The following is a 13693-nucleotide window of genomic DNA, read 5'->3' on the forward strand; positions in this document are numbered from 1 at the left end:
CTCCAATGGAAAGGCCGGCCCTTCTGGGCCGGCCTCACGTCTTGCCTTCCTTTCTCAGTAGAGCGTCACCGCAGGGCGGCCGCAGCCGGCGAACTGCGCCGTAGCCAGGAGCGTGCCGTCCGTGGCCACGAAGTGCACGCCCCCGCTGTCGAAGCCGTAGCGCCCCTGGCTGCTCGCGCAGGCGCGCGACCAGTGCAGCGGGTCGCCCGGGACGGCCTCCATGTGGAAGTCGATCTGGAGCGGCGTGCTGCCGTCGGTACCGTAGGTCCACTTGTAGAGGACGTCGGGCAGTGGCGTGACCGTGCCGCCTAGCCAGGGGTCCTGCGGGTCGTCGGCGTCGTAGCGGAAGTGGTCGGTGTCGAAGTTGCCGTACGCGCTGTCCGGCGCGATCCCCACGACCTTCGTCTGCGAGTCGGTGCCGAGGAATCCCGCCATGAGGACGCCGTAGGCCGTGTACCCGAAGGACGCGGTCGGGGCGCTGGGCGCGGCGAGGTAGGGAACCGTCACGGCGCTCACGACCCGGCCCAGCGTGTTGCTATCGGCCATCGTCACCTGGAGCGGGGCAGGGGAGAGCGCCGAGGGGACCACCCAGAAACCGGTGTCGGCCGGGTCGCTGTCCCAGCGGTCGCCGCTGTCGATCGCCCCCGTCACGGCGTAGCCGTACGCGCCGCTAGTGCCGCCACAAGAGAGCTCGTAGCCGCGGAAGGGCAACCCGTCGCCGTCCTGGTCCCCTTCGAGCAGCACGTCGACGGTGCAGCCATCCTGGCCCAGGGCCGCCAGGTCGAACCCGAGCGCTTCGACGATCCCCGCGGTGGCCACGTCGATCCCGAGGTCGGTGTAGGCGTGGGCGCCGCTCGCGGCGGTGAGGATCAGCCCGGCCTGGCCGACCGTGATCTCGACGAGGCGTTCGCCCAGGAAGGCCTGCAACTCCACGTCGTTCATCGAGACCGTCGGGACCTCGACCGGGGGCGGGGTGACGCTCGACCCGTCCGTCCCGCCCGTGCCGCCATCGACGCCGGCGGTGCCGCCGCACCCGGCGAGCAAGAGGGCCGTGAGTACCGAGAACACCAGGAAACCGAAAACGTATCGCTTCATGATCCCTCCTTCGTCTGGTTGCTGCCTAGAAGAACGTTTCGACCTCGTACTGGCCGCAACCCTGGATCGTCACCAGGGCCACGGCGTTGCCGCTCGGGTCCAGGTAGTAGACCTTGCCCGCCGTGAGGCCAGCGGTCAACCCGCCGTTTTCCGAACAACTCGGATCGAGGAGCAAGGGGCTGGCGGCCGGGACGACCGGCATCAGCTCGACCGGGCCGTAGGCGGTCGCACCCTCCGAGATCCCGAAGGTCAGCCTCCCCGAGGGGAGCACCCAGTATGTGTTGCCCGCTCCGGTGGGGGCCGCGGGCTCGAGCGTCGCCTGCACGGGCCCCCAGTCCGCCGAGTAACCCAGTTCCACCCGCCCCACCTGCTGGCCCTGCTGCTCCACGTCGACCAGCATGGACGGCAGGTATTCGATGGCGAGCGGCGACTGCGTCCAGGAGACCCGCGTGATCTCGGAGATCCCCCAGCGCGCCACCTCGTCCCCCTCGGGAGCCGTGACCTGGAGGATCAGCGGACCCCCCTCGGCGGCGGCATCGAAACTCTGACTGACGACGTTGGCGTCGTAGTCCCCGGAGAGCTCGCCCAGCCCCGCGGCGCCGCTCAGTGCGAAGTATGCCCCGCTGGGAAGCTGGCCGCTGAGGTCGTAGGTTCGGATGGCCCAGGCGTAGCCGTCCCCGTCCCCGTCGCCGCTTCGCAAGGTCATCACCGTTCCTTGCGGCGGTAGGGCAGGGGAAGGCTCCACCCCCAAGATCCCGAGCCAGGTCACGGTATGGCGCTCCAGCGTGAACGCCCCGAAGTCGACGGGTGGGTAGTAGTCCGGTGTTCCCACCGTGGCCATCACCGCAAGTCCGTACTGCATCGTGGCCAGGGCGAGGGCCCGTTCGGCATAGGGGCGCACGTTGGCGTAGGGGTCGGCGCCCGCGGCCGAGTCCGTGCCGGTGGTGTCGGAAGGGGTACCGCAGCCCGAAAGGGCTGCGGCGAGCAGCGTGAGGACCAGCATCGAGGTCAGCGCACGTCGTTTCATCGCATCTCCTTTCATCTACAGGCCTTCTCCTGGCCCTTCCTCCCTTCGTAGCTGAACCGGTCGACGACCTCCCCGTTCCGCCACAGCAGGACGGTGTCGCCCTTGTTGCTGAGCTCGGGCCGCCCCTCGATGCGAATGGCGAGCGTGCCCGGCGTGGCCTGGCCGCTCAGGGGGATGCGCAACCCGTCGTCGTCGCCCACCTCCCAGCCGTCGAGGTCCACCGCCCGGGTGACCTCGAGCCAGATCTCCTCGCGGCCGGCGTCGGGGCCTGCGGGGTTGTAGACCGCGCACTTGATCCGTACCGGGAGCCCCTGGGCCTCCTGCTCGGTCTGGGCGTAGGCGGCCCACACCCCCAGGAGCTCCTCGCGGGCCTTCGCCTGGGCGGCGTCGTAGTAGGGGAGGTAGCGGTCGTGGTCGAGGACGAAGACCTCGGCCCAGCCGCTCGCCACCAGCTCGTAGTTGAGCGAAGTGTAGGCGCGGCCGTCCTTCGAGATCCAGGCCGCGGTGCCCGGCTGGTAGTCCACATAGACGTAGGCGAGCGTGCGCCCGTAGCGGTCGATGCCCACGCGCTCGAGGTAGACCCGGTAGCCCCCGCGGTCGAGGAGCCCTTCGAGGGCTGCCTTGGCCTTCTTCCCCAGCTCGATCTCCAGCGGGTCCGAGGTCCGCTGGTTGTCGCTGCTCTCGGGGGTGTCGATCATCACCAGCCGCACCTTCTCCTGGCTGGCGACCTCGATGGTGTCGCCGTCGTAGACGTAGGTGACCGGGTAGGGTCCCTCGAGGGCGCCGGCGATCAGGATGCTGGGCGGGGCCGCCTGGCTACACGCGCTGAGCGTGAGCAGGAAGGCGAAGACGAAGAACAGGTTTCGCATCATCTCCTCCAAGGATAGAGTCCAAGAAGCCGGGGTTTGGGTCATCCTTCAGAACTGTTACGGGGTGCAGTAGGGGCGGCAGGTCGAAGCGCTGCCGCCCTGTCTGAGGTGTGGGGTGCTAGGAGGCTGCACGCTCCACACCTGCGCGGCGTGATGCCCTTGTCGCGACCTGCCAGTGCAGGTCGGCGAGCGCGTCTTCTTTGGTCGGTCCCGCGCCGACATACATGATGTGGTCGTCGTAGAGCGCGTTCGCGCACCATCCACCGCTGGGGTGTCGTTCGTAACCTACCCGGAAGCCCCGCGCCTGTATTTCTGCGAGTTTCTGGCTGCCTTCGAGGCTCATGTCGCCTCCTTTCGCTAGAAGCTGCCTAGCCCTGAGCATGGACCTGGCGCGTGGGGGTTTGCGCAGCGCGCTTGAAGGCCTCCTTGGCCTGTTCGGCCCAGGCCGCATCTGGAGCTTCGAACCAGGTGAAGCCCGCCAGCGCATCGCTGATGCCCATGCCCCCAAGATCCAGCAACAGCTCGGCGTTCACTTCGGAAACGGCCGGGGCTTCACGATCTTCGGTCTTGACGTACAGCATCAGCGTGTAGGGCTTGGGATACTCGATCGCAGCCCAGTTGGAGATCCCTTGGGTCAGCTTGGGAAGCGCCTCCCGGCCGAGGCCATGAAAGACGACCTCCAACCGGCCGCCCACGGCGTTCACTCCGATGCTGCGCGCACCCAGCGCACGGGCGCGCTGGAGCAAGGCCTTGGGGCCACTTTCGTTCATTCCTCCTTTGCCCAGGACCAGCCGCAGGCGCGGCACCCAGTTGTCGATCTGCTGCTTAGTCGCCATACAAAGCCCTCCATCTCCCCGTGGGGAAGAGTCTTGGGTCGCGGGCGTCGGAGACCCCCACGACGCTGAACGTCTCTACAACCCGGGCCAGCTTGGCCTCGAGTTCCGGGTCGGCGCCCTCGAGCGCCTTGCCCAGGGCGAGGCTTCGCCACGGCGTCAAAGGGCGCCGGCTGAGCATCCGAAGCGTGTCGGCCCATGGGCGCATGGCCTCGAGGTCTTCCTCGGTGAGCAGCCCGGCCGGCGTAGCTGAAAGCCGCTGGCCCTCCTTCGCGCGCAAGGTCACGCCAAGTTCACCCAGGCGGATCAACACACTAGCGAGCGAAGCGTCCATTAGAACGGCGCCCCCACGACGAGGTAACGCGTCCTTGCCGCAATCCAGGCATCTTCGATGGGGGAGGTCAACCCCAAGCCTGGCTGGTTCGGCAACGGCCCACTCGAGCTCGCCTCGTTGGGGGCGAACTCGAGTAACCCGAGTTCCCGCCGGACGAACGCACCACCCAGGTACGCACCCACGAATAGCGGTCGTAGCCGCGGCGCCGGTTCCCATCCATGAGCATCCAGCATGCGCACCTTCAGCGCGCATCGCGGCCGCCCGCCATCACCCAGCAACGCAACCTCGACTCCATCGAGGAGCCCAAGCCGCACTTCGAGACGCCCGGACTCGGCCATGGTGGAAATCCGGGTATAGGTACCGGGCTCCGCAACGATGCAGGCCCCGTCCGAATCGAGAAGAACGTAGCTCGAATCCTCTACCTCAACGGAGGGCGCCGTGTTCCCCATGGCATTATGGTACAACCGTAACGGAACGAAAACGTTACGTAGAGGGGCAAGCACCGCTGCGAAACCCATAGATCGAGGTTAGGAGACAAGCGGGGTGGGATGGGTGCGAAAAGTGTAGGGCTGAACCAAGCTACTCCACCCCGTACTTGAGCGCCATGTTCCTGCGCAGCGCCTCGTTCTTGGCGGCCTCGAGAAGGTGGAGGTAGGCCTTCCTGCGCCCCAGGGCGATCGCGAGGTAGGCGCGGTAGCGCGCGAGGCTACGGGCAATGCTCTTGTGCAGGCTGTCCTGGCGGATCCTGGCCTCACGCTCCTTCTCGGTCATTTTCTCCTGGCGCAAGGTCAGGTAGAGGCGGGCTTCGGTAACTTCGAGGTCGTGCGCGTAGGCCTCCTTCAGCGCACTCCAGCGCCCGATCTTTTCTTCAAGGAAAGCCAGGTAGGCACCGAAGCGGGTGATCACCTCGGCAAGCTGCTCGCCCGAGAGCTGCGTCATCTTCAGGTCGAAGGGGGGTTCGGGTACGGCCTGGAGCTCGGCCAGGGCGCGCTGGTAAACCTCCCGAGGGTCGTACTCGGGGACGGCGCTGTCCTCGAGCAAGCCGTCTATGTCGGGCAACAACTCGTTGTCGTGCATAACTCCTCCTTTCTCGCGAGGGGCAGGGAAAACCCGCCCAACCCCTTCATCGAAATCGCTAGGCTGAAAACGAGCCTGCAAGGGCTCGCGGACGTTGATAAGGAAGGCATCCCCCGGCCTGGAACAGGGGACCCGACCCGGGGTCAAGCAACTGTGTTTGGCCTCCGGGGTGGGTACCCGTGGGCCGTGGAGGAAAGGATGAAGAACCGGATCGGACGGTTCGGACGTGGCGGCCGGGCATCCCGCCGCCACGAAGACAAGGCCGCCGAGATTCGGCGGCGAATCGAGATCTTTGCCGCGGCGACTGGAGTCGCGGTGGAGACGTTAGAGGACCTCGTGTGGGAGGTCCTCGATTGGTTTCGCGTCCATGACGCGAAGGTCAGGCTCGAGGGCACTCGGGCCATCTACACCGGCAACGTCAAGGACCAGCCTTGGAAGGCGGTCTTCGATGTGGTCGGCGCCTACGGGCTCTCCCCGCAGGGTGTGAAGAAAGTGCTCGAGGAGCACCTGCGGGGAGAGCGTGACCAGCTCCCCCGGGGTATGCGGCTCTACCCTGTGACCGCCTACCCCATGGAGCGTTGAATGAGGGGCCCCTACGGGCCCCTCTTCTTTTTGGTCGCCAGGCTAGGCGCTGTTCCGCTCCTTGCAAACCCGCTCGGCGATCTTGACCATCTCGTCCTCGTTGCCCCTGGGGATGCGGATCCCTCCGTGTTCACGCACCTTCTTTTCGAGGGCACCGCTCGTTTCACCCGAGATGCCGTGGAAGATCCAGTCGACCTCGGACTCGTCGCAGCGGATGAACCACACCCCCACGGCGAGGGCGTCCTCCATCTTCGAAAGGGAGACGCGCAGGAGGGGAAGGTTGAACTCCTTCTTGTAGACCTCCGTCTTCTTGAGGGGAAACGCCAGCACGAAGCCGGGGGTGGGCTCGTCGAGGCGGTCCAGGTCCATCAGGAAAGGGTTCACGTCGGGCACGTAGTAGGCCGGCGTGTGCCCCTTCCTTGCGCTGGGGTGGGCGAAGGTGAAGACCAGCAGCTCGAGCCCGTACCAGGCCACGATCTGCTCGTCGACCTCGAGGTCGTACTTGGACTTCGGCGCGGGGAGCCTCCCTGCGCTTTCGTAGCCGAAGAGCGCGGCCAGCCGTTCGAGCATCTCCTCCTCGTCCACCTCGAAGGTCTCTCGCAACAGGCGCATGGCTTCGAGGTAGCGCACCTCGTGGTGCAGCCGCGCGGCCACGGCCCCCATGTCGATGAAATCGTCCTTCTCCTTGTCCATTGGAATCGCCCGTTCGTTCGAAGTTACACCAGGTCTCGTGCGGAAGAGGGTCGTTCGTTCCGCGAAGGCGGTTCCCGAAAAGGAACAACCCTGGCGCTGGCCAGGGCCTTCGCGAGCGGCCTCCGGTTCACGGGTTACCTTCCTTGAGGTTCTCGACGTAGGCCTCGACCGCCTCGAGGCCCTGGGGTTCGAGGCGGATCATCTCCCAGGCGGTCTGGTCACCGAAGACCGGCGCCGGCGTCTTCATCCAGGCGCGGACGGCCTCGGGCGAGCCGTAGAGGGTCTGGAGGTCGGCGATGATGCGCTCGATCGCCGCGGCCCGTGCCTGCGCCTTCGGCGCGTCGGGGTGCTGATAGAGGAGCTGCCGGCTCACCCGCGTTGCTTCGGCCACCTGCTTGAGGGGGATCCCCAGGTAGTCGGCGATGCGTCGGGTGTCGTAGCGCCCGCGCTTGCTGCGCAGTTCCTTCACCGGGGTCAGCACGACCTAGTCACTCCCTTGCCATTACCTTACTACGGTCCGATTGCCTACTGTCGCGTGGTATAATTATTACGGAAACATAAGCAAGGGGGGATGTCGATGTCGGATAAGGGCATGCCGCTTCCGGAGTTTCTGGCCAATCTCGTGGGCGGCAACGTTGAGGTTGCCCAGAGCAAAGATGGTAAGGCTACTACGATACGAGGTGAGGTCGTCCCTGGGGTACCCATCGACGTCACGATGCGCCCATCGAGTTCTACGGGGAGCACCATAGACGTGAACATTGATGGTACCCGGATCTCTCACGTTACGGACGATCCCAAGCTCGACTAGCGCCCCGCCAGCGCTCGACCTCTCGCTGCGACCCGGCAACCATGCCGGGTCGCGAGTCATGGGTACCCCCTTGGCTGGTTTGCCGAAGAGCGGGATCTCGAGTAGCGCCCTCCAGCGCATGCTTCGCGGGGAAGGCAGCAGCCGCGTGCTGCCCACCTGTACCTTGACCCTGTAGGTGCCGGGCTGATTCGGGTAATTCGTCGCAAGGGACAACAACACCAAGGAGGTCGAATCCGCCGTATCCGCTATGCTGGCACCGGGGTCACGCCGCTCCGCTTTGGCGCCCGCGCGCCCCCGGCGTCCGTTTGCGCCGGCGAGGTTCAAACGCCCGATCCAGGACCAGATGAAGCCACTGCGCAACGAAGTATCCCGCAAGCCCCGCGCCCCCGACAGGGGAGAGGAGCCATTTAGTTGTGGTCAACGGCTCGAGGGTCGTTCCCATCCCGGGAAGGAGGGACAAACCATAGAGAACCCCCTCGAGGATAAGGACTAAGTACAAGATACGCGTGATCGGACCAACCACCCAGGTGTGCGACAGGCCCCGGTGACGGAAGAGCCGGCCGTAAGGAATCCAGAGGAGCCGGAGCCACCCCCAAAGCCGCGCGGGCCGGGGCGTGTTCTTCCGCTCGGCCAGGTCGAGGTCGGGGGTGATCCACAGCGAGCCCAGCAGGTAGCCGGCGACGAACCCCTCGAGGGTGCCTGGGGGCAGCGCGGCGCTCCCTTCTGGCACTAGCCGGTGGTAGGCGATGACGCCCAGAGCGAGGGCCGTTAGGTTGACGCTTTCGTGGACCGGCCCGCGGGGCAACTCAACCCCCTTGAACCTTAAGGTTCCCCACGGCTTGGATCATGTTGAGTTGCGTAGCCTGCTCGGCGGCACGGCGCCGGGTTCGGCGCCACCAGCGGTAGGGCTCGCTTCTCGCCGCGGCCGCGGGGTCGGCTTTGGGCAGACGGGCACGGGCGAAGAGGAGCATCATGCGCCAGACTGCGGTCAGGTATTCAGGGGCGGCGTAGCGCTCGTGAACGTGGATTCGCAAACCCCGGTCTGTCGTGTAGGAGATCGCGACGGTGCCCCCCGAGGGCCCGACTGCGGTAGCAATGAATCGGCGACTTCCAAGCTGGTGCACCGTGGCCAAGGCCTCGTCCAGACCTTTGGTAATCTCAGCATCTACCAGGAACTCGGCGAAAAGACGGCCCTCGAGGCCACGTGTTCTTCGGTAGTAATCGTCGATCAACCCCACAACCGGGCTGGTGGTGAAGACGGGGTCGTTCGGCGAAGCGAACCACATGGCGTAGCGGCCGGGTTGGGGGAAGGGGGAGAGGGCCAGCGGGAGTTGGTCCATGCGCAGGACCTCGTTCAGGGATAGAGCCTGCTCGACGTTGGGTAGGGGAGTGCGGGCAAGGTAGACTGGCGACCCGATGCGGTGGCTGAGTGGGCGGTACCGCGTCACGGCGAGGAAGTGGCGCGCGGCCGCCTCGTTCGCTTCGGGGTAGAGAAAGACCGGCCAACGCCCGGAGGGACCTTCGACGACGGCATCGATGCGCAGCATTCCGCGATCGAAAAACTCGAGATGCTCCTGGGCAGAAACCCGGAAACCCGGCGCCGTACGCAGGCCCGCCTCGAGGGCGGTGAGCAGGTGGAGTTTGGTCAGGGACTTCGCGTCTTCGTTGAAAGGGATCGGGGGCCAGTCTTGCGGGGCGTTCGTTGCGAGGTGGGAGATGGTGTCGGCAGTCGTTTCGTGCATGGCGGACTCCTCGAAGCGGCAACAGTGTGCCTACACCCTAGCGAAGCTGGGTCTTCGGATGGGGGCCTTTTCCCCGTTTCAGACGCTAGCCGTCAATCGTTGAGGGTTTTGCTAGGGATACTCGCCTGCTCGAGTAGTTCGGTACTCCACCCGTGGGTCCCAGCAGGGCGGGGTGGGGGCAGCCGGGTTTGGGCGCGAAATTCAACGCCCGAGAACTAGTCTATTGTAAATTCCAATACAGTATAATAAATAGTGGAGAAAGCAAAAATGAGGAAAGCAAAACAAAAATTCCGGATTGATATTGGTCCAGTATTCAAGTTGGAGTATGAAGCAGAAGAAGAGGTATTTGGCTGCCCGGATGATAGCGGGCAAAAGCCACCGCGGTTCCAGTTCTTGGCCGTCGTCCTTCAGGTGCTCTTGGTTTTCATCAAGCACACGCGGCTCTTCGGCAGTTGAGCACCCTAGTCCGCAGCAGCGGGCGCACGTTACCCGCACCCGGACCCCGCATCCGCCTTCGCGCTCGATTGCTTGACCGTCTGGCCCGGGCACCGCCACTTCGAGCACGCTCGTACGAGAAGTGCAAGCCCGACCGTGTTCACAGCCACTCGTGGAGACCTCTATGGTCGTGGGGCTCTCGGTCGATATAACGATGTGTATGTTGCTCATGGCCAAACCCTAGGGGCCGTAGCGGTCAGGCGACATAACGCCGGTCTGCCTTGGTGCCCCGAGGCCTGGCCCCACACCCCTGACTTTTCCTGGTCACCCCAAGAGCAGGGTCCGATAGCAGGTTTTACCAAGCCAGAAAGCCCCGCGAAAACCCTCTCTCGAAATGTCCACTAATACTTGTTAGTGAACATTTCGTGCTATCCTGGACCCATGCTCGTGCCCACGCCAGCATGGGACGACCCGGCGAAGCGCCGGCGCTGGGCGCTTGGAGCGGCGAACGAGCGCGACGTCGATTTGTTGTTACGATTGCTGGCCTACTACATGATGACCAAGGGGCGGCAAAGAAGCCGCACCTCGCTCAGGACCTACCAGCTCTACGGCTTGGCGGTGCGCGACTGGATCGCCTGGGCCTGGCCACCGGAGGTGGAGGCCCCGCAGGTCCCGCTGCTGAAGGCCACGGAGGACGACGTCGACCGCTGGCTCGCGGACCTGCTCGACCGGGGCGGCCACCTGAGCGAGAATCCCTGGCCGCTCAGCCCCTCGACCGCGGCCGCCTACCTCTCGGGCCTGCGGGCCTTCTACCGGGCGCTGGTCTGGGCCGGCGCCGTGGCCAAGAACCCGGCGGCCGAGGTGCGCGCGCCCCGGGATCCGACCCCCAGGAGCGAACGTAGGCCAGCGCTTCCCTATCCTCTATATATAAGACTGCTCGAACACCTCTCCGGAGACGAGGCTCAGCAGGTTCGCGACCGGGCGGTGATCAGGCTGATGGGCGACGCCGGACTCCGCATCGCCGAGGTGGAGGCCCTCGACGTGAAGGACGTGGACCTTGGCGAGCACGTGGTCGTCGTCCGCGCCGGCAAGGGGGGCAAGCAGAGGACCGTTCCGATGACCCGGGCCCTCTCCTCTGCCCTGGTCGAGTGGCTGGGGGTCCGCCGCGCCTACGCCGCCCCCGGCGAAGAGGCCCTCTTCGTCAACCTCGGGGGGCGCAAGGCCAAGGGAAGGCGGCTCAGAGCCCACTCGATTCGCAGGTTCCTCGAGGGCTACTACCGCGAACTCGGTTTCCCCGAGCGCTACCGCGGGGCCCACACCCTGCGCCACCTGGCCGGCACCCGGTTCTACCAGGCCTCGAGGGACATCCACGTGGTGGCGGCACTCCTCGGGCACGAGAACGTCGGCACCTCCACCGTGTACGCCAAGATGGACCGGTCGCGGCTCAGGGCGGTCGTCGAAGGGCTGGGCGAAAAGTGATCGACGCCTATGGCTCGATCTCGCGTTCCCCGTCCACGTACAGGGGCGTGCGAGGCAGCACGAGGATGGAGAAACGGTCGCTGTCGGGCGGCATGTAGAAGTTCGCGGGATAGATGATGTGGACGGTTCCCGTGGGGCTGGGCGGGTAACCCACCATGAGCACGACGGCGAGGCGCACCTTGTCGTTCATGGGGTTTTTGCGGTAGTGGTAGAGGATGTTGTCGGCGCCGATGAGGTCGAAGCACCACTCTTCGTTGGGCCGCAAGACGAGTAGGTCGTCTTCTTCGAGAGTGCGCCCGCGGCACTCCCGGTGGGGCTCGAGCGATGGAATGCCAAATGGCTTCTCCATCTTGAGTTCGGACGGGTCGGCCACCCCTTCGGGCCAGGGAGCGACGAAGCCTCCGTACCAGGTCACCGGGTAGAGCCCGTCGTTACGGACGTAACCGCGCACGTAGGGGTGTTCGTCGGTCTTCAGGAGCCGGACCGACACCTTTGGCTGCCGGGCCTTGACGATCAGCTCCGTTTGCCGGCGCAAGAGCTCCGTCTGGTCGCGAAGAAGAGCGAGCTGGCGACTGTTGTCCTCGCTTTGTTTCCTGGACAACCAGATCTGAGCCGCCGCGAAAGTGGCCAGGGCCAGGGTCGCGAGCGCCACGATCCAATCGGCTACCGCGCCCATCCCTAGTCTTGCTTGCACCCCAGGCGGTTTATGCTCAGGGACGTCGTTTTGCTGCCGTACCTGTCCAGGTTCTCGAGCATCACCCTGGAGAAGTGCTCAGCGACCTCGGGGAACAGGAGTGCGGCGCTGTACTGCCCGAGGCGCGATGGGTTCCAGGAACCCTTCTCGTAGCCGCCGGACAAATAGATGATGTCGTGGATCGGGTACCCAGCGTCACGATCGGGGTCCACGAGGATGCGCCGTTTGCACTCCCCTTCCCTCCCCTTTTCGACCTTCTCGTCCATGAAGAGGGGGTGGACTCGCAGCATGATCGGCGTCCACGTCTCGTTGATGGCCACCCAGAGCTCGCGCACCTCGTAGAGGGAAACGTTCTCCTTGGCTCTGGGCTTGAGGTCGATCACCAGCCGGTGCGAGTCGGGATCGTGCCCCTGGAATGAGAGCAGGTCGGCGGCTAGGAAGTCGTCGAAGTAAGGCTTCTTGGATCCCTGGACGGAGCTCCTTGCCCTCTCGAGGGTTCCCCTGTGTACCAGGTACTTGAGAAGTAACCCCTTACTGTTCCCACCGAACGTGACCCCTCCGCGCTGTTCAAGCACGTCAAGGTTGTCCCCTTCTCCGGTTTTTTCGTAAAGCAAGAATGGCATGATTCTTTCTACCACCACCCCGGCCGCGGAAGTGTTCAGGACAGGCCGCTTTGGCTCAGCGCCTAAGCCCCGCCCGCTCCATGAACATATGCGCCGCGGCCACCCCCTCGAGCCCGTAGTTGTTGTTGAAGATCACGTAGAGGCGCTTTACCTTGGGCTCGAGCTTGCTCTTGGCCACCTCGACGAGCTCGTCGATCTCCTCCTCCGAGTACCAGTAGTCGAACCGCTCCGCGGCAATCTTCGTCTTCGCCCACCAGGTCTCGGCGTTGCGGCCGTGGCAGCGCAACACCGAGGCCTCGGGGTGGGTGACCTCGGGCACCAGCGGCGGCGCCCCCTTGGCTCGCGGGGCGTCCACGACCACGTGAACCAGGCCCCACTCCTCGAGGAGCTTCCGCACCTCGGGCCAGACGTCCTCGCGGTACCAGCTTGCGTGCCGGAACTCGACCGCGGGCAGGTGTCCGGCACCCTGGGCGCGGGTGGCCACCTCCTTGAGGTAGCCGTAGGTATCCTCCGAGGGCTTGAACCAGGGCGGGAACTGGAAGAGGGTGTAGCCCAGCTTGCCCGCGTCCCGTAGGGGCTCCAGGGCCTTGAAGAAGCGCCGCCAGGTCTCCTCCACCAGTTCCGGCGGCAGCTGCGACTGGGGCACCTTGCCCGTCGCCTCGGGGTTGGGCAAGAGCGCCCGCAGGTCCTTGGGCAGCGCCCGGGCCTCGACGCCGTGGCGGGTCAGGGCGCTGTAGGCCTTGACGTTGAAGTCGAAGTCCAGGTCTAAAGTGCGTTCAACCCATAGCTCGGCGACGCGCCGCCGCGGGATGGCGTAGTAGGTGCTGTCCACCTCCACCGTGTTGAAACGCTCGGCGTAGTAGCGCAGCCGCTTCTTGGCGTCGTTCTTCACCCCTGGCGGATACCACCCGGCCTCGAGGAGGGTCGGGTCGGTCCAGGAAGCGGTGCCGACGCGGATCATGGTCTTGCTAAATACGTTACTCCAGCCCCCGCATGCGCGGGGAAGACGAAAAACTACTTCAAACGCTATTGCTTCGAATTTACTAACCCCCGCACGCGCGGGGAAAACAGAGATGGGCGCGCTTGGTGCAGCTATGGCAAGCGACCAACCCCCGCACGGGCGGGGAAAACGAGCTATTGGATCATCGACAGTGGTTTTACCTCCGACCAACCCCCGCACGCGCGGGGAAAACAACACCAATAAAGCGCATAAGTCGGTCCTGTTCGACCAACCCCCGCACGCGCGGGGAAAACGCTGCTGCAGATCGGCGTGAACGAAGTGCGCGGCGACCAACCCCCGCACGCGCGGGGAAAACCTCGAGGCCGGCGAGTCCCTCAAACTTGAGGCCGACCAACCCCCACACGCGCGGGGAAAACTGCGACCGCTTTGTTCATTTCTGCT

Annotated in this window: 17 protein-coding genes and 1 CRISPR repeat array; of the genes, 3 read left to right on the forward strand and 14 right to left on the reverse strand. The window is 65.3% G+C overall.

Features of this window, described 5'->3' with window-relative positions; genetic code table 11:
• Nucleotides 1-54: 54 nt before the first annotated feature.
• The 7 genes from OCEPR_RS11975 to OCEPR_RS12005 all read right to left on the reverse strand — a co-directional run bounded on the left by OCEPR_RS11975 (nt 55) and on the right by OCEPR_RS12005 (nt 5235).
• Nucleotides 55-1095: a hypothetical protein gene (locus tag OCEPR_RS11975; RefSeq protein WP_013449804.1), complete on the reverse strand. Its 1041-nt coding sequence runs from the start codon at nt 1093-1095 to the stop codon at nt 55-57.
• Nucleotides 1096-1120: 25 nt separating this feature from the next.
• Nucleotides 1121-2122, reverse strand: a complete 1002-nt coding sequence (locus tag OCEPR_RS11980) for a hypothetical protein (RefSeq protein WP_013449805.1) — start codon at nt 2120-2122, stop codon at nt 1121-1123.
• Nucleotides 2123-2133: 11 nt separating this feature from the next.
• Nucleotides 2134-2994 (reverse strand): thermonuclease family protein, encoded by an 861-nt coding sequence (locus tag OCEPR_RS12435; protein WP_049773629.1) that lies wholly within the window; start codon nt 2992-2994, stop codon nt 2134-2136.
• Between the two features lie 115 nt (nt 2995-3109).
• Entirely contained in the window at nt 3110-3334 is a 225-nt protein-coding gene (locus OCEPR_RS12690; RefSeq protein ID WP_013449807.1) for a hypothetical protein, read from the reverse strand.
• A 25-nt stretch (nt 3335-3359) separates the two neighbouring features.
• Nucleotides 3360-3827 carry a hypothetical protein gene (locus OCEPR_RS11990; RefSeq protein WP_013449808.1) on the reverse strand — a complete coding sequence of 156 codons (468 nt, stop codon included), beginning with the start codon at nt 3825-3827 and terminating at the stop codon, nt 3360-3362.
• Complete coding sequence (locus OCEPR_RS11995) at nt 3817-4158, reverse strand: hypothetical protein (protein ID WP_013449809.1); 342 nt, start codon at nt 4156-4158, stop codon at nt 3817-3819. Before OCEPR_RS11995 ends, OCEPR_RS11990 begins: the two co-directional genes overlap by 11 nt.
• Before the next feature lie 579 nt (nt 4159-4737).
• The gene (locus OCEPR_RS12005) at nt 4738-5235 is read right to left on the reverse strand and encodes a hypothetical protein (RefSeq protein WP_013449810.1); all 498 of its coding nucleotides are present in this window, start codon (nt 5233-5235) and stop codon (nt 4738-4740) included.
• Nucleotides 5236-5433: 198 nt separating this feature from the next.
• Here OCEPR_RS12005 and OCEPR_RS12010 point away from each other — a divergent pair, with 198 nt between their 5' ends.
• Complete coding sequence (locus OCEPR_RS12010) at nt 5434-5817, forward strand: hypothetical protein (RefSeq protein ID WP_013449811.1); 384 nt, start codon at nt 5434-5436, stop codon at nt 5815-5817.
• Between the two features lie 42 nt (nt 5818-5859).
• On the opposite strand, the gene OCEPR_RS12015 is transcribed toward OCEPR_RS12010, so the two are convergent.
• The 4 genes from OCEPR_RS12015 to OCEPR_RS12035 all read right to left on the reverse strand — a co-directional run bounded on the left by OCEPR_RS12015 (nt 5860) and on the right by OCEPR_RS12035 (nt 9060).
• A complete protein-coding gene (locus OCEPR_RS12015; RefSeq protein ID WP_013449812.1) occupies nt 5860-6510 on the reverse strand; it encodes a hypothetical protein in 651 nt (216 codons plus the stop codon).
• A 127-nt stretch (nt 6511-6637) separates the two neighbouring features.
• The gene (locus tag OCEPR_RS12020) at nt 6638-6991 is read right to left on the reverse strand and encodes an MbcA/ParS/Xre antitoxin family protein (protein WP_013449813.1); all 354 of its coding nucleotides are present in this window, start codon (nt 6989-6991) and stop codon (nt 6638-6640) included.
• 589 nt (nt 6992-7580) lie between these two features.
• Nucleotides 7581-8123 (reverse strand): metal-binding protein, encoded by a 543-nt coding sequence (locus tag OCEPR_RS12030; RefSeq protein ID WP_013449814.1) that lies wholly within the window; start codon nt 8121-8123, stop codon nt 7581-7583.
• Between the two features lies 1 nt (nt 8124).
• Nucleotides 8125-9060: a hypothetical protein gene (locus tag OCEPR_RS12035; RefSeq protein ID WP_013449815.1), complete on the reverse strand. Its 936-nt coding sequence runs from the start codon at nt 9058-9060 to the stop codon at nt 8125-8127.
• Between the two features lie 252 nt (nt 9061-9312).
• Between OCEPR_RS12035 and OCEPR_RS12920 the strand changes: the two genes are divergently transcribed.
• Both OCEPR_RS12920 and OCEPR_RS12040 read left to right on the forward strand, forming a co-directional pair.
• On the forward strand, nt 9313-9516 hold the full coding sequence (locus tag OCEPR_RS12920; RefSeq protein WP_148229370.1) for a hypothetical protein: 204 nt from the start codon (nt 9313-9315) through the stop codon (nt 9514-9516).
• Between the two features lie 420 nt (nt 9517-9936).
• On the forward strand, nt 9937-10974 hold the full coding sequence (locus tag OCEPR_RS12040; RefSeq protein ID WP_013449816.1) for a tyrosine-type recombinase/integrase: 1038 nt from the start codon (nt 9937-9939) through the stop codon (nt 10972-10974).
• 7 nt (nt 10975-10981) lie between these two features.
• On the opposite strand, the gene OCEPR_RS12045 is transcribed toward OCEPR_RS12040, so the two are convergent.
• The 3 genes from OCEPR_RS12045 to OCEPR_RS12055 all read right to left on the reverse strand — a co-directional run bounded on the left by OCEPR_RS12045 (nt 10982) and on the right by OCEPR_RS12055 (nt 13252).
• The gene (locus OCEPR_RS12045; RefSeq protein ID WP_041554967.1) at nt 10982-11650 is read right to left on the reverse strand and encodes a hypothetical protein; all 669 of its coding nucleotides are present in this window, start codon (nt 11648-11650) and stop codon (nt 10982-10984) included.
• 2 nt (nt 11651-11652) lie between these two features.
• Complete coding sequence (locus OCEPR_RS12050) at nt 11653-12282, reverse strand: hypothetical protein (RefSeq protein WP_187288521.1); 630 nt, start codon at nt 12280-12282, stop codon at nt 11653-11655.
• A gap of 64 nt (nt 12283-12346) precedes the next feature.
• Nucleotides 12347-13252 carry a DUF72 domain-containing protein gene (locus OCEPR_RS12055; protein WP_013449818.1) on the reverse strand — a complete coding sequence of 302 codons (906 nt, stop codon included), beginning with the start codon at nt 13250-13252 and terminating at the stop codon, nt 12347-12349.
• 79 nt (nt 13253-13331) lie between these two features.
• Nucleotides 13332-13668: a CRISPR direct-repeat array (repeat unit 29 nt; unit sequence CGACCAACCCCCGCACGCGCGGGGAAAAC).
• Nucleotides 13669-13693: the final 25 nt, after the last annotated feature.

It is taken from the genome of Oceanithermus profundus DSM 14977 (assembly GCF_000183745.1).
GTDB classification, from domain to species: domain Bacteria; phylum Deinococcota; class Deinococci; order Deinococcales; family Marinithermaceae; genus Oceanithermus; species Oceanithermus profundus.

Coding starts and splice junctions, on each gene's coding strand:
- OCEPR_RS12690 (WP_013449807.1), bottom strand. CDS start 3,334: ATGAGCCTCGAAGGCAGCCAGAAACTCGCAGAAATACAGGCGCGGGGC.
- OCEPR_RS11975 (WP_013449804.1), bottom strand. CDS start 1,095: ATGAAGCGATACGTTTTCGGTTTCCTGGTGTTCTCGGTACTCACGGCC.
- OCEPR_RS12035 (WP_013449815.1), bottom strand. CDS start 9,060: ATGCACGAAACGACTGCCGACACCATCTCCCACCTCGCAACGAACGCC.
- OCEPR_RS12015 (WP_013449812.1), bottom strand. CDS start 6,510: ATGGACAAGGAGAAGGACGATTTCATCGACATGGGGGCCGTGGCCGCG.
- OCEPR_RS12435 (WP_049773629.1), bottom strand. CDS start 2,994: ATGATGCGAAACCTGTTCTTCGTCTTCGCCTTCCTGCTCACGCTCAGC.
- OCEPR_RS12010 (WP_013449811.1), top strand. CDS start 5,434: ATGAAGAACCGGATCGGACGGTTCGGACGTGGCGGCCGGGCATCCCGC.
- OCEPR_RS11995 (WP_013449809.1), bottom strand. CDS start 4,158: ATGGACGCTTCGCTCGCTAGTGTGTTGATCCGCCTGGGTGAACTTGGC.
- OCEPR_RS12045 (WP_041554967.1), bottom strand. CDS start 11,650: ATGGGCGCGGTAGCCGATTGGATCGTGGCGCTCGCGACCCTGGCCCTG.
- OCEPR_RS11990 (WP_013449808.1), bottom strand. CDS start 3,827: ATGGCGACTAAGCAGCAGATCGACAACTGGGTGCCGCGCCTGCGGCTG.
- OCEPR_RS12005 (WP_013449810.1), bottom strand. CDS start 5,235: ATGCACGACAACGAGTTGTTGCCCGACATAGACGGCTTGCTCGAGGAC.
- OCEPR_RS11980 (WP_013449805.1), bottom strand. CDS start 2,122: ATGAAACGACGTGCGCTGACCTCGATGCTGGTCCTCACGCTGCTCGCC.
- OCEPR_RS12055 (WP_013449818.1), bottom strand. CDS start 13,252: ATGATCCGCGTCGGCACCGCTTCCTGGACCGACCCGACCCTCCTCGAG.
- OCEPR_RS12040 (WP_013449816.1), top strand. CDS start 9,937: ATGCTCGTGCCCACGCCAGCATGGGACGACCCGGCGAAGCGCCGGCGC.